Below are 14,190 nucleotides of genomic sequence, written 5' to 3' on the forward strand. Positions count from 1 at the left end.
CAGTGGCTCAAGCAGCACGACCATGGCAGCCGGACGGGCCGGTGCCATAGGTAAAGACGAAGGTCAGGTGCTTGTGCATGGGCACAGTATGGACCAGCCGGTGTGGCCGGAGCCAAAGCGGGTTCGGATGGTGAGACGAAAAGCGGCCCCGGCGCGCCGGTAGAATCGACAGAACAAGCTCCCGCTCTCATCACCGCCGGAAGGCCGCCCCGTGCCAGCAGCACCCTCCGCCGCCCCCGACAGCAGCCCGGACGTCGTCCTCGTTGTCGACTTCGGCGCGCAGTACGCCCAGCTCATCGCCCGCCGCGTCCGCGAGGCCCGGGTCTACAGCGAGATCGTCCCGTCCACGATGCCCGTGGCCGAGATGCTGGCCAGGAATCCCAAGGCGATCATCCTCTCCGGCGGCCCCTCCTCCGTGTACGCGGAGAACGCACCGCGCCTCGACCGTGCGATCTTCGAGGCCGGGGTCCCCGTCTTCGGTATGTGCTACGGCTTCCAGCTGATGGCGACGACCCTCGGCGGGACCGTCGACAACACGGGTGCACGGGAGTACGGCCGTACTCCGCTGCATGTCTCCAAGGTCGGCTCCACGCTCTTCGAGGGCACCCCGGCCGAGCAGCCCGTGTGGATGTCCCACGGCGACGCCTGCTCCGCCGCTCCCGAGGGCTTCACCGTCACCGCGTCCACGGACGTCGTGCCGGTCGCGGCCTTCGAGAACGACGAGAAGAAGCTGTACGGCGTCCAGCACCACCCCGAGGTGATGCACTCCACGTACGGCCAGCAGGTCCTGGAGCACTTCCTCTACCGGGGCGCCGGCATCGAGCCGACCTGGACCACGACCAATGTCGTCGAGGAGCAGGTCGCGCTGATCCGCGAGCAGGTCGGCACCAAGCGCGCCATCTGCGGTCTGTCGGGCGGCGTGGACTCCGCCGTCGCGGCCGCCCTCGTCCAGAAGGCCATCGGCTCCCAGCTGACCTGCGTGTACGTCGACCACGGTCTGATGCGCAAGGGCGAGACCGAGCAGGTCGAGAAGGACTTCGTCGCCGCGACCGGCGTCCAGCTGAAGGTCGTCGACGCCGCCGACCGCTTCCTGAACGCCCTCGCCGGGGTCTCCGACCCCGAGGAGAAGCGGAAGATCATCGGACGCGAGTTCATCCGGGTCTTCGAGCAGGCGCAGGCCGAGATCGTGGCGGAGGCCGCGTCCGGCGAGGACGTCGCCTTCCTCGTACAGGGCACGCTCTACCCCGACGTGGTCGAGTCCGGTGGCGGTACCGGCACCGCCAACATCAAGTCCCACCACAATGTGGGCGGCCTGCCCGAGGACCTCGAGTTCGAGCTCGTCGAGCCGTTGCGGAAGCTGTTCAAGGACGAGGTCCGGATGGTCGGCCAGGAGCTGGGTCTGCCGGACGAGATCGTCCAGCGCCAGCCCTTCCCGGGCCCGGGCCTCGGTATCCGTATCGTCGGCGAGGTCACCAAGGACCGCCTCGACCTGCTGCGCGAGGCGGACGTGATCGCTCGCGAGGAGCTCACGGCGGCCGGCCTGGACCGTGACATCTGGCAGTGCCCGGTCGTGCTGCTCGCGGACGTGCGCAGCGTCGGCGTGCAGGGCGACGGCCGCACCTACGGCCACCCGATCGTGCTCCGTCCGGTCTCCTCGGAGGACGCGATGACGGCCGACTGGACGCGGATGCCGTACGACGTGCTGGCCAAGATCTCGACCCGGATCACCAACGAGGTCGCTGACGTCAACCGCGTGGTTCTCGATGTGACGTCCAAGCCGCCGGGCACCATCGAGTGGGAGTGACCTCCCGCCCGACTCCGGACACCGGCGCCGCCGCTCACCCCGTGTGAGCGGCGGCGCCGCCGTATCCAGGGGCCGTATCCGAGGTATCCGAGGTATGCAGGGGCCGGCGGCTAGGGCTGCTCCAGCGTGAAGTCGTCGAAGTGGAAGCCCGGCGCGACGATGCACGTCACCAGGACCGGTTCGTCGCCCGCGGGTTCCGCCGACTGCCAGGCATCCGCGGGGACCAGGAGCTGTGGCTGCTCGCCGGATTCCACGGCCGGGCCCAGGGTGAGTGTCTCGGTCGCGGAGGGGCTCTCGCCCGTGCCGCCCAGGTGCAGATGCAGCGGGCCGCCGCGGTGCCAGAGCCAGAGTTCGTCGGAGCGTACGCGGTGCCAGCGCGACTTCTCGCCCGGGTGGAGCAGGAAGTAGATGCCGGTTGCATACGCGCGCGGGCCGCTGTAGCCGGGCGGGGCCGTGGAGCCCTTCGTCTTCCAGGTCTCCCTGAACCAGCCGCCCTCGATATGCGGTTCGAGGCCGAGGAGCGGGATCAGCGGGGACGTCGGTTCCGGTGTGGGCGTCATGGGCGTCATGGGTGCATTCTCGTGGAAGCCGTGCGCGAGGCGAGTGACGTCTCTGGCCAGTTGCGGTACCCGGAGGTAGCTTCCGTGCCATGACCGATACACCCGAGCCCCTCCCCGTCGAGCAGCTGCAGTTCGCGATGCCGCCGGTGCACGACTCCGTGGTGGACGAGCGGGCATACCGCAAGGAGCGGCTCGCCGGGGCGCTGCGCCTCTTCGGGCGTTTCGGGTTCGAGGACGGGGTGTCCGGTCACATCACCGCCCGGGACCCGGAGTTCACCGACTGCTTCTGGGTGAACCCCTTCGGCGTACCTTTCGCGCATGTCACGGCCGGCGGTCTGGTCCTCGTCAACGGCGACGGACAGGTCGTCGTCGGGCGATATCACGTCAACCAGGCGGCGTTCGCCGTCCACGCCCAGGTGCACGCTGCCCGGCCCGATGTCGTCGCCGTCGCGCACACCCACTCCGTGCACGGGCGGGCGCTGTCCGCCCTCGGCGAGCTGATCGAGCCGATCACCCAGGAAGCCTGCGGCTTCTACGAGGACCATGCGCTGGTCGACCGCTACACCGGCGTGATCGTCGACGAGGCGGAGGGGCGGCGGATCGCGGGCGCCCTCGGCGCGTACAAGGCCGTCATCCTGCGCAACCACGGGCTGCTCACAGTCGGCGACTCGGTCGACGCGGCAGCCTGGTGGTTCATCGCCATGGAACGCTGCGCCCACGTGCAGCTCACGGCCCGGGCAGCGGGCAAGCCCGTGCTGATCGCGCACAAGGAGGCGGTGGCCACCCGTGAGCAGCTCGGCAGCGACCTGGTCGCGTGGATCACCTACCAGCCCCTGTGGCGGCAGATCAGCCGGGCGGAACCCGACCTCCTGAAGTAGACGGCAGTCAATCCGGCGGTGGCAGAATCACCCCCTCTGGCCGCCGGCACCCCGGCGCGCGCCCCGTTCGTACGGCACAATTCCCATGCATCACAAGGAAGTTCACTCGGTGCGGGGCGGGGAAGGTGGCGTTCGGTCGTGGCGGTGCAAGAGGCCAGACAGTGCGATGAATGCACGCACGGGGCGCGCGAAGGGCATCGGCGCGCCGTGGCCGCGTTCCTTACCAAGCGGGACGAGCTGGCTGCCGGTCAGGGGTTACCGGCGGCCGTCGCGCACTCGCCGGGTGCCTCGCGCCAGTGGGTGTCCGACGAGCTGACCCAGTCGGCACGCACCGTCGCCGACCGCAGCCGCGAGGCGGGCGACTCCTGGCTCCACGTGGTCTGGTGGCGTTCGCTGCTGGTGGTCTGGGCGGGCGTGCTGGCCCTGGTGCTCGGCCAGACGGTCACCGCCATCGGCAGCGGATGGACCGGCGCACGTACGGCGGGGCTGCTCGCCGCGCTGGTGATGGGCGGTCTGCTGACCGCCTGCGCCCGGCTCCACCGGGCGCGCGGCGGCCTCCTCGCACCGCTGATCGGCGACGACAACCGCCTCTCCACCTCGCGCGCCGTCGCCACCGCATGGGTGCTGCTCGTCGCCTTCGCCGTACTGGTCCTGACCTTCCAGCTGGCGTGGGCCTCCGCCGCCGAACGGCACGCGCTGACCGACGGCCTCGGCCTCGGCGGTGGCGCGGGAACGCTGTCCGTCCTCGCGCTCGTCTGCGCCGTCGCTGTCCTCGTACGCCGTGTGGTCGCCGTACGCGTGCTGGGCCAGCGGCTGCAGAAGCTGCGGGCCGACCGCCCGCGCCTTGCGGACCTGCTCTGTGACGACGGCGGGCGCGGCAGCTTTGCGGATGTGCAGTACGCCCTGTTCAGCGTCGTCGCGATGGTCTTCGCGCTGATACGGCTCGCCGGTCGGCCCGGGCAGCTGCCCGATCTGCCGTGGGGACTCGCGCTGCTGGTCGCGGTCTCGGCGGCGACGTACTGCGCCGGGAAGTACGCGGAGGGCGGCCGGCCCGTCGTGCTGTCGGTCGTCCGGGTCCGCGAGGCCGGTGACCTGGACGGACCCATCCGTATGGGTGACGACATCGAGATCCGTGGCGTCGGCTTCGTCCCGCCGGGCGCCGCCGACGCCGACCGCCTCGCCCGGATGGTCGTGCGCATCGGAGTGGTTCACGTTCATGTCCCGCTGATCCCGGTGCCGGGCGGCTTCGCCAACCCGACGGACACCGTGCTCACCGTGCCCGTCCCGGTGGATGTCGAGCCCGGGCCGGTGGACATCCAGGTGGTGACGGCCGCGGGCGTGGAGAGCAACTGCTGTCTCATCGAGGTGACGGACTGACCGGGGTGACGGGCCGACTCGACAGCTCACGGACCGACTTTCAGGACTGACGCAGGGGTCCTCCTGCGCCTCTCGTGTCACAGAGTGCGCCGCAAGCCTGGTGAGCGGCGCGCCGCAGTCGTACGTATGGTCAGTTGACGGGTCGACCGAAGGCGGGACCAGCGATGACACACACGTACAGGACGACATCGAACTACGGCACGGTCGACGGCGGGCGTGGCGGCTGGAAGGAGCGGGCGAATTCCTACGCCCTGCTGCCGCTGCGGATCTTCCTCGGCGTGACCTTCATCTACGCGGGCATGGACAAGCTCATGGACAGCCAGTTCATGGCGGCCAGTGGACCCGGTTCCGTCGGCGACCTGATGCGCGGCGTGCGCGACAGCTCCGCCGTACCCGCCCTGGTGGACCTGGCGCTCAAGAACCCCGAGGGATTCGGCCACGCGATCGCCCTCGGTGAGCTCGCCGTCGGCATAGGCATCCTGGTGGGCCTGCTCGCCCGGCTCGCCGCGTTCGGCGGAGCCCTCATCTCGCTGAGCCTGTGGCTGACCGTGAGCTGGCAGACGGAGCCGTACTACTACGGCAACGACCTCATCTACCTGATGGCCTGGCTGCCGCTGCTGCTCGCCGGCGCCTCGGTGTTCTCCCTCGACGCGCTCCTCGCGGAACGGCGGCGCCGGAGGCGGTAGTGCGCCCAGGTCACCGCGCCGGCCAGGAACAGACCGCCGAAGACGACGGGGAACACCACGAACCACGGTGTCTGCCAGGAACCGGCCGCGTCACCCGCGTAGAGCAGTGTCGCCGTCAGAACGGCGAGGGCCGCGATCAGCTTGGGCGGGCGGAAGCCGTGCCGGAATTCACGACGCGGAGGATGAGGATTACGACGCCGGAGGTCGGGGCGCGGAAGGTCCGGGCGTCGCAGGTCCGGGCGCGGAAGGTCGGGACCGGGGAAGTCAGGACGCGGCACGGGTCACCTCCACCTGTCCGATGCCCACTTCGAGATGCAGCTCCAGTGTGCCGGACGGCTTTGCGCCGGCCGGAGGGGGCAGGGTCCGTTGCCGGTCCTGCTCGGGGGAGACGTCGATGTCGTTCGCCGCGTCGTCCGGGAGGCTGATGTCGCCGAGACCCGCCTCCGCGTGCAGCACCACCGGGGCCTCCTTCGGTACGACGACCTTGAGCTGACCGGCCCCCAGTTCCACCGTCGTCCTCACCTTCTCCCCCTTGGGGACGGTGAGGGAGGAGAGATCGAGGGTCGCGATGCCGGACCCGTGTGCGTACCGCGGCTGGACGGCAGCGACCGAGGCCGGCTTCCAGTTGGTCCGCTGCCACTGGGTGCTGATGTCCTTCGGTACTGCCGCCGCCCCCGCCAGCAGCACCGCCGTGATCATCGTCATCATGACCGTCCCGAAGCCCGTGCGGCCCAGGAACGAGCTGACCAGCAGTCCGAGTCCGAACACCCCCAGCGCACCGACCAGACCGATCTGCAGGCTCGTGCCCATGGGATGGCCGTCCCAGCTGAGCACGGTGCCGAGCCCGCCCGCGAGCAGCGCGAGAAGAAAGACGGTGCCGCCGATTCCGCGCGGCCCCCGCACCTGCGGGGGAGCGGTGTACGTACGGCGCGGGCGCGGGGACGCCTCCTCGGCCGTCGCCCCCTCGGGGCCCCACAGATATCCGGTGGGCACCGGCCCCGTCGTTCCGTCCTTGATGATCGGGTCGCGCCACCACGAAGGGCTGTCGGGGACGGGCGGCGCCTTCGTCTCGGGCGGGGCCTCGGCCACCGCGTGTGCCGTCGCCGGATCGAGCGGGGCGCCGTCGGGCGCGACGACACGGCGGCGCTGTGACCACACGGCGGCCCCGGCGACGGCGAGCGAGAGCAGTGCGGCGAAGGAGAGGGTCCCGCCGTTGCTCATCATGGTCAGGAAGAGTCCGCAGCCGATGAGGGCGAGGAGTACGGCGGTCAGCGACGCGCCCTCGACCCTTCCCGAGAGCAGTCGGCGGGCCTCGTTCTCCTCCTCGTCCTCGGCCGGGATCAGCAGCCAGGCGAAGCCGTAGAAGATCAGGCCGACGCCGCCGGTCACCGAGAGCACGCCGATGACGATCCGGAAGATCACCGGGTCGACGTCGCAGTACCGGCCGAGCCCGCCGCAGACCCCGGCCACGACTTTCTGGCGGGGCGTACGGCGCAGCTGCTGCACCTCGGGGTGCACGTCCGGCGGCGCGTCGGGCTGCGCGTCGGCCGGCGGGCTGGTCGGCTGTGTCATGCCTCCATGGTGACGGGCGCCGGGCCGCTGTGGCACCGTCGCCGACCCTGGCCGTTCCCTGATATCCCGGTGCCGGCCGTCACCCGGGCTTTCAGGGTCGGTTTAAGGGACGACCCTGATACCGCGGCCCGGCCCCACATGTGACGATCGGGGCATGCCAGTCGCCGCGCCCCGATCCGCCGGACCCTCCCGCGCCTCCGTGCCCGAGGAGCAGCCGCTGCGCAAGCTGTACCGCAGCGCCGACGGCCGGATGCTCGGCGGTGTCGCGCGCGGTCTCGCCGGACATCTGGGACTGCCCGTCATCTGGGTACGTCTCGTCTTCCTCGGCCTCTTCATGGCCGACGGCCTCGGCGTGCTGGTGTACGCCGTCTTCTGGATCGTCGTACCGCTCGGCATCGGCGGCAGGACCAGCGAGCCGCGCTCGGTCTTCGAGACGACGCCCGACGGCCGGCGCCGGTTGCGCAAGCCCGACAAGGGACAGCTCTTCGCGGTGCTCGCGCTGCTCTTCGGCGCCACCATCTTCATCGGCAATGTCGACACGGGCGGCAACACCAACTACGTCTGGCCGATGCTGCTGATCGGCGCCGGTGTGGTGCTGGTGTGGCGGCAGACGGACAACGCCCGCCGCGCCCGATGGAGCGAGGTCGGCCGCCGCCGCAGGCTGCTCCAGCTGGGGCGCGCCGTGGCGGGCGTGGCGTTGGTCGGCATGGGCCTGACCGTGTTCATGGTGGTACGCGGCTCGGCCGCCCAGCTCGGCAACGTACTGACCGCCGCGGTCGCCGTCATCGCCGGTGTCGCCCTGCTCGCCGGACCGTGGCTGGTACGGATGACGCAGGACCTCTCCGAGGAACGGACGATGCGCATCCGGGCCCAGGAGCGTGCCGAAGTCGCGGCGCACGTCCACGACTCCGTACTGCACACCCTCACCCTGATCCAGCGGAACGCCGACGACGTGGGCGAGGTGCGCCGGCTGGCCCGCGCCCAGGAGCGTGAACTGCGGAACTGGCTCTACAAGCCCGAGGGCACGGGCAAGGACGAGGACGAGGAGCCGGACACGCTCGCGGAGGCGGTGAAGAAGTCCGCCGCCGAGGTCGAGGACAAGCACGGCGTCCCGCTGGAGGTCGTGGTCGTCGGCGACTGCCCGCTCGACGAGAAACTGACCGCGCAGATGCAAGCCGCACGCGAGGCGATGGTCAATGCCGCCAAGTACGGTGGCGAGGGCGGGGCGGTCCAGGTCTACGCGGAGGTCGAGGGACGCACGGTTTTCGTGTCCGTACGGGACAGGGGGCCCGGGTTCGATCCGGACTCGGTGCCACAGGACCGCATGGGCGTAAGAGAATCGATCATCGGCCGGATGCAGCGCCACGGCGGGACGGCGCGGCTGCGTTCCGTGCCGGGCGGAGGCACCGAGGTCGAGCTGGAGATGGAGCGGTCCGAGTGACCGCGGCGCGAGAACGCTTTGCTGCCACACTTGTTGCCGTACTTGTTGCCACAGCTTTGCCGAGCACACCGAGCACACCGAGAACGAGGGGCAGACGATGACCGAGGCTGCTGCAGAGACCACCGAGCGGCGCGTACGGGTTGTGCTCGTCGACGACCACCGGATGTTCCGCACCGGAGTGCAGGCCGAGATCGGCCAGACCGACCGCACCGGCGTCGAAGTGGTCGGCGAGGCCGCCGACGTCGACCAGGCGGTCACCGTGATCACGGCGACCCGTCCCGAGGTCGTCCTGCTGGATGTGCACCTGCCCGGCGGCGGCGGGGTGGAGGTACTGCGCCGCTGCGCCACGCTGATGGCGGCGGCCGAGAACCCCGTCCGTTTCCTGGCGCTGTCCGTCTCGGACGCGGCGGAGGACGTGATCGGCGTGATCCGGGGCGGCGCCCGGGGCTATGTCACCAAGACGATCACCGGCACGGACCTGGTCGACTCGATCTTCCGGGTCCAGGAGGGCGACGCGGTCTTCTCGCCGCGGCTGGCGGGCTTCGTACTCGACGCGTTCGCCTCGACGGACGCGCCGCCGGTGGACGAGGACCTGGACCGGCTCACGCAGCGCGAGCGGGAGGTCCTGAGGCTGATCGCGCGGGGTTACGCGTACAAGGAGATCGCCAAGCAGCTCTTCATCTCGGTGAAGACCGTCGAGTCGCATGTCTCGGCGGTGCTGCGCAAGCTGCAGCTCTCCAACCGCCATGAGCTGACGCGGTGGGCGACGGCTCGTCGTCTGGTCTAGGGCAACCGCTTGTCGTGTGGTCCGGACGTCGGAGACAGGAAGCCGGACACGAAACCGGACGGGGCGCCGGACGGGGAGCCGGATCGGGAGCGCCTCTCAGACGGGGCGGGTCGCGCCGGCGAACGGCATCTGGTCGATCGGGGCGATGCGGACGGGCGCGCCGGGACGCGGTGCGTGGATCATGTTGCCGCCGCCGATGTAGAGGCCGACATGCGTGACACCCGAGTAGAAGAACACCAGGTCCCCCGGGGCGAGCTGAGAGCGGGAGACGCGCCCGCCCGCGCTGATCTGGGTGTACGTCGTGCGGGGCAGCGACACTCCGGCGGAGCGCCAGGCGGCCTGGGTGAGGCCTGAGCAGTCGTACGAACTCGGTCCGGTCGCGCCCCAGACGTAGGGCTTGCCGAGCGCTCCGTAGGCGTACGCAATGGCTTGCTCGGCACGGGCGTTGGGGGCCCTGAGGGAGCCGCGGAGGGTGGCGGAGCGGCTGGCGCGTACGTCGTAGGGGGCTTCGGTGCCGCCTTGAGAGGAGTCGTACGCGGTGCGCTGCTCGGCGGTCATCCGGGCCAGCAGACGCTCGGCGCCCGCGAGCTTCTCCTGGACGGTGGACTTGTGCCTGGCCAGCTCGCTCTGCCGGACCGTGAGGTCGTTCATCCGCTCGTCGGCCTCGGCCCTCAACTGCGCGATGTCCACCAGCTGCTGGCGCACTCCGGCGACGGCGGCCGCCTGCCGCTCGCCGACCCGGTCGGCGAGCGCGGCCCGCTCCAGGTACTCGTCGGGGTCCGAGGTGAGTGCGATCTGCACACCGGGGTCGATGCTCCCGGCGCGGTACTGGGCCGTGGCGATCGAACCGAGGGCGTTCCGTGAGGTGTTGAGCCGCTCGGTTCTGCGGGCGGCCTCGTCGCGCAGTGAGTTCAGAGATGTGCGTAAGCCGGCGGTCTGCTCCTTGACCCCGTTGTACTTCTCGGTGGCGGCCTCCGCCTCCTGGTACAGCTTGTCGACCTTGGCCTTGATCTGGGCGGGGGTGAGACCGGGGTCGGCGTAACCGGTGCCTTCGAATCCGGTGGCGGTCGCCGCGCCGGCGAGCGCGAGGGTGGCGGCGGTACGGGCGGCAGGCCCGGTGAGCGGATGCTGCTTGCGTTTCCGGTGCGCTGCCACGAGGGCGTCCACGTCCTTCCGTCTTCCCCGCGTACCCGTGTCCGGGTCCGGCGACGGACCGCACAGGGGAGCGGCCCGCCGCCGGATCTCTCGGCGGTGGCGACCGACTGCCGCCCGGAAGCTCGACGGCGGTGGGGAGAGTCGGCCACCTGAGGGAGGACGCTAAACCTGGGGGTCACGGGGCTGCGGTGCAAGGATCGCTATTGCCCAAAGGTGGACACGCGGATGCGCTTTGTGAGAGCCGGTCCCGTGGCCCCGGACCGCATACCCGCGCCTTCCCGCACCGCTGTGACCGATGCGGCGAATGAGGCAGCCCTGCCCGGAGAGCGGTGGTATGGGGAGGGCTAGGCTCCGCCCCATGGACGTACTCATCAATGTCTTCGTCGCCCTGCACATCATCGGCATCGCGTCACTCCTCGGCGGCTTCCTGACGCAGATGAAGGCGATGGGGGCGGGAACTGCGCGGTTCACGCCCGCGATGCTGCACGGCGCGCTGACCATGCTGATCACGGGCGTGGCACTGGTGGGACTGAACCAGGCCGACGACCAGGCGGTGAACAACCTCAAGATCGGCATCAAGCTGGCGGTCCTGGTGGTGATTCTGGGCCTGGTGTACGTCAAGCGGGACGAGGAGAAGGTGGAGAAGGCGCTCTTCGGGGCGGTGGGCGGGCTGACGATCGCCAACATCTTCATCGCGACGCTCTGGACCTGATGCCGGCGCGGGGTCCCGGTGCTCCGTCGGTCGTGGACTGCGCGTCGACGACAGGGAGTACGACGTCGACCGGAGCCGCAGCCGACCGGGTACGGCCGAACCGGGGTACGGCCGAACCGGGGTACGGCCGACAGGGGTACGGCCGACAGGGGTACGGCCGAACCGAGGTACGGCCGAACCGGGCGGGATGTGGTCGGCGCCGAGTGCGGAGCGCAGCTCCTGACCCTGCTTGTCCTGACCTTGCTTGTTTGTCCTGACCTCGCTTACGACCGCGTCGCGGTTCCGCACCCTTCGTCCGCGGCCTCCATCCGCTCGGCCATCGACGTGCTGCGGTCGTAGGGGTCGACCTCGGGGCCGCCACCCGCCCCGGTGGCCGGCTCTTCGGCGGCGAACTCCGGGGTGAGGTAGCCGGTGACGGTGTCGCAGCCGCCGTTGGTCGTGTCGACCTTGTACGAGACGAGGGAGAAGGTTCCCGGCTCGGTGATCACCTTCGCGGGATCGTCCCAGTTCAGCACCACCTCGCGCCGCACGATCGTGCGCGCGACCTCGTCGCTGCTCGTCGCCGCCCGCGCGACTGGGTACACGTAAGTGACATCGGCGGTCACTTGGAGGGCACCGCGCTCGCCCTCCCGGTACGTGATCCGGCCTCGGGTCTTGACGACGTCCCCGACGAGGCGCGTGTGCGCCTTGTCGAAGCGGCTGAAGAGCAGCAGCGGGTCGTTCTTCCTGCTCGGTGCGCGGAACGCGATCGACAGAAAGTCCTGGACGTCCTGCTGATGCGGGTTGATCAGCGCGATCGCCTTGCCGGGGTGCTCGCCCCGCAGCACCCCCGGATCCAGGCTGGCCGCGGCGAGGAAGTCCCGGCTCCGACGGAGAGCCCCTTCCACCTGCGCCGTGCTCATCCACCCGGTCGCTCTGGCCGCGGGCACCGTGATCCCGGCCGTGCCGCTCACCCAGCGCGCCGCGGGCGACCCCTTGAACGGTTCGTCGAGCGTGGGCCGTCGGGCAGGCTCCATGGGGGGCGGTTGGTCCGGGCGTTCCGATTCCGCGGCGAGCGGCCCCCCGGCCTCGCCGCCACCGCCGAACCATCCGATCACCCGCCCCGGATCCAGCGCCACGACCAGCAGGGCGAGTGAGACCAGCAGCCCGACCGCGTACCAGCCTTTCTTCCGCCTCGGCCGGGGCGGCGCGTACGTGCGCCATGCCTCTGGCCTCGTGGGCTCCTCGCGCAGCCGCCGCGCCACGACTCGGGCCCGCGCCGACGGCTCCTTGGGCGCGTCAGGCTTGCCGTCCGCCGACTCCCGGAGGAACCGCTCCCACTCCTCGTCAGACACGGACGAACCGCTCTGCTCCCCACCCGCGTTCACACTGAACTCCTCACATCGACCACCGAAATGGCCCCTCCCCAGGGTCATCGACCGCATGATCGCACAGCGGCTCCTGGGCCGGCCGCCCAGCTCAGGAACTCTTTGCCCACTCGTCGCGGCAGGTGAGTGAGTGGGATGAAAGACGGGTGAAGCCCCCGGCAGATGGGTTCTCGGCCAAGAGAACCGTCTCCACCAGAGGCTTCGCGCGGTCGTTCACCCGTCCGGCCGGGACGTGTCCAGCTCTGCTCGCCGCTTCCTGTCCCGCCCCGCGGTCGGCCTCAGGCCGGGCGCACGCTGCCGTAGATCGGCATGTAGTAGATCGATTCCTCGCGGACGTTCGTGCCCGGCTTGGGCGCGTGGATCATCTTGCCGTCGCCGATGTATATCCCGACGTGGCTGATGTCGTCGTAGAAGAAGACCAGGTCCCCGGGAAGCAGATCCTTCGTGGCGACCCGCTTGCCGACCTCCACCTGGTCCCAGGTGGTACGCGGCAGGTCCACGCCCGCCTCCTTCCAGGCGCCCTGGGTCAGACCCGAGCAGTCGTACGAACTCGGGCCGGTCGCGCCCCAGACGTACGGCTTGCCGATCTGGGCGCGGGCGAAGGAGAGGACCTTGGCAGCCTTGGCCGCGTACGTACTGTCCTCGGTGGAGCCCGAACCTGCTCCCGTGCCGGTGCCGGTGCCGGTGCCGGTTCCCGTGTCCGTACCGCCGCCCTGGTTCTGCTCGCGCTCCGTCTCCTGGCGTCGGCGCTCGGCCTCGGCCTCCTCTTTGGCCTTCGCCTCGGCCTTGCGGCGGGCCGCTTCCTCCTTCTTGCGCTCGATCTCCGCGAACCGCGCCTTCTCCTCGGCGGTCAGCTTCGACAGCAGCGTGCGCGCCTCGGCCAGCTTGGTCTGGACGTCCTGCTTGCTGGTGCGCAGGGCCTTCTGGGAGGCCGTGAGCGACTCAAGGCTCTTGGTCGCCTCCGTGCGCTGCTCGGCTGCCGCGGCCCGTTCGGTCTCGTAGTCGGCGATGACGCTGCGCTGACGGTCGGTCATCCGGTCCATCAGCTGTGTCTGGTCGAAGTACGACTCCGGGCTGTCCGCGAACAGCAGCGCGGCGGTCGGGGTGACCGCACCCGTCCGGTACTGCGCGGACGCGTAGTTGCCGAGCGCGCGACGGGACTCGTTGAGCTTTTCCGTGCGCTTCGCGGCGTCGTCGAGCATCCCCTCGACCTCGCGCCGCTTCTCGGCGGTGGCCTCTTGCGCCTTGTTGTACCTCTGCGTCTCGGAGCCGGCCTGCCGGTACAGGTCGTCGACCTTCTTCTGTACCTCTTCTACGGATGGCTTGGGCTCGGCGGGCGCGGCGTCGGCGCTCTGCGTCGACAGCAGGGTGACGGAGGCAAGAGCTGCCGTCGTGAACCCGACGGCGGGGGAATTGCTGCGTAGTCCGGCCATTCCGGTACGGGTACGCGACTTGCGATGCGACGCCAAGGCCGACATCTCCTTCTTCCGTGGACCGCCTACCGGGTTAGCTGTCGGGTTCGGGCGGAACGGAAGGTCGCCCTACGGACCGAGTGGGGCACGGTCCGATTCACCCCGGTTGTGCATAGTGGGTCCCCGGTTCCGAACTTCCCTACAGGAAGCCCGAATTCGGCGCAGATGGCCCGATTGGCGTGGTTCGCCATGGGGGTACGGGTCCACCTGATCGAGCACGCTAGCCAATTCGTGTGCCTGCTGTGAAGGTTGATGGTCGATATGCCTGATACATTTTCGTGACCTTTTTCGTGACCGTGTTTCAGGGACACGTTCGCGGGCATGATTTGGATCTTCACGATCGAGGTCGGATCCGGTCTGATCGAGGCTGGGCGGCGCG

At 70.1% G+C, this 14,190-nt stretch carries 11 protein-coding genes, 1 pseudogene and 1 riboswitch; of the genes and pseudogenes, 7 read left to right on the plus strand and 5 right to left on the minus strand.

Annotated features, from left to right (window positions below; genetic code table 11):
* The first annotated feature begins 164 nt into the window (after positions 1–164).
* Positions 165–1,804: pseudogene (gene guaA, locus OG883_RS02635) on the plus strand (glutamine-hydrolyzing GMP synthase).
* A 110-nt stretch (positions 1,805–1,914) separates the two neighbouring features.
* Here the strand turns inward: guaA and OG883_RS02640 are convergent.
* Complete coding sequence (locus tag OG883_RS02640) at positions 1,915–2,373, minus strand: cupin domain-containing protein (protein ID WP_266534362.1); 459 nt, start codon at positions 2,371–2,373, stop codon at positions 1,915–1,917.
* An 80-nt stretch (positions 2,374–2,453) separates the two neighbouring features.
* Between OG883_RS02640 and OG883_RS02645 the strand changes: the two genes are divergently transcribed.
* The 3 genes from OG883_RS02645 to OG883_RS02655 all read left to right on the plus strand — a co-directional run bounded on the left by OG883_RS02645 (position 2,454) and on the right by OG883_RS02655 (position 5,305).
* Positions 2,454–3,242 (plus strand): class II aldolase/adducin family protein, encoded by a 789-nt coding sequence (locus tag OG883_RS02645; protein ID WP_266534365.1) that lies wholly within the window; start codon positions 2,454–2,456, stop codon positions 3,240–3,242.
* 138 nt (positions 3,243–3,380) lie between these two features.
* Positions 3,381–4,619, plus strand: coding sequence for a hypothetical protein (locus OG883_RS02650; RefSeq protein WP_266534368.1), 1,239 nt, complete (start codon positions 3,381–3,383; stop codon positions 4,617–4,619).
* Between the two features lie 164 nt (positions 4,620–4,783).
* On the plus strand, positions 4,784–5,305 hold the full coding sequence (locus OG883_RS02655) for a DoxX family protein (protein WP_266534371.1): 522 nt from the start codon (positions 4,784–4,786) through the stop codon (positions 5,303–5,305).
* 264 nt (positions 5,306–5,569) lie between these two features.
* Here OG883_RS02655 and OG883_RS02665 read toward each other — a convergent pair whose 3' ends face one another.
* Complete coding sequence (locus OG883_RS02665; RefSeq protein ID WP_266534374.1) at positions 5,570–6,877, minus strand: PspC domain-containing protein; 1,308 nt, start codon at positions 6,875–6,877, stop codon at positions 5,570–5,572.
* Positions 6,878–7,031: 154 nt separating this feature from the next.
* Here OG883_RS02665 and OG883_RS02670 point away from each other — a divergent pair, with 154 nt between their 5' ends.
* Both OG883_RS02670 and OG883_RS02675 read left to right on the plus strand, forming a co-directional pair.
* The gene (locus tag OG883_RS02670) at positions 7,032–8,318 is read left to right on the plus strand and encodes an ATP-binding protein (protein WP_266534377.1); all 1,287 of its coding nucleotides are present in this window, start codon (positions 7,032–7,034) and stop codon (positions 8,316–8,318) included.
* Between the two features lie 97 nt (positions 8,319–8,415).
* Positions 8,416–9,105, plus strand: a complete 690-nt coding sequence (locus OG883_RS02675) for a response regulator transcription factor (RefSeq protein ID WP_266534380.1) — start codon at positions 8,416–8,418, stop codon at positions 9,103–9,105.
* 96 nt (positions 9,106–9,201) lie between these two features.
* Here the strand turns inward: OG883_RS02675 and OG883_RS02680 are convergent, their stop codons facing one another.
* Positions 9,202–10,260 (minus strand): C40 family peptidase, encoded by a 1,059-nt coding sequence (locus tag OG883_RS02680; protein ID WP_266534383.1) that lies wholly within the window; start codon positions 10,258–10,260, stop codon positions 9,202–9,204.
* A gap of 358 nt (positions 10,261–10,618) precedes the next feature.
* On the opposite strand from OG883_RS02680, the gene OG883_RS02685 reads away from it, so the two are divergent.
* Positions 10,619–10,972 carry a hypothetical protein gene (locus OG883_RS02685; RefSeq protein WP_266534386.1) on the plus strand — a complete coding sequence of 118 codons (354 nt, stop codon included), beginning with the start codon at positions 10,619–10,621 and terminating at the stop codon, positions 10,970–10,972.
* A gap of 263 nt (positions 10,973–11,235) precedes the next feature.
* On the opposite strand, the gene OG883_RS02690 is transcribed toward OG883_RS02685, so the two are convergent.
* Positions 11,236–12,339, minus strand: coding sequence for a hypothetical protein (locus OG883_RS02690; RefSeq protein ID WP_266534389.1), 1,104 nt, complete (start codon positions 12,337–12,339; stop codon positions 11,236–11,238).
* Between the two features lie 278 nt (positions 12,340–12,617).
* A complete protein-coding gene (locus OG883_RS02695) occupies positions 12,618–13,817 on the minus strand; it encodes a C40 family peptidase (RefSeq protein WP_266534393.1) in 1,200 nt (399 codons plus the stop codon).
* A 2-nt stretch (positions 13,818–13,819) separates the two neighbouring features.
* Positions 13,820–13,983, minus strand: a riboswitch (cyclic di-AMP (ydaO/yuaA leader).
* Positions 13,984–14,190: the final 207 nt, after the last annotated feature.

This window comes from Streptomyces sp. NBC_01142, from assembly GCF_026341125.1.
Lineage (GTDB): Bacteria > Actinomycetota > Actinomycetes > Streptomycetales > Streptomycetaceae > Streptomyces.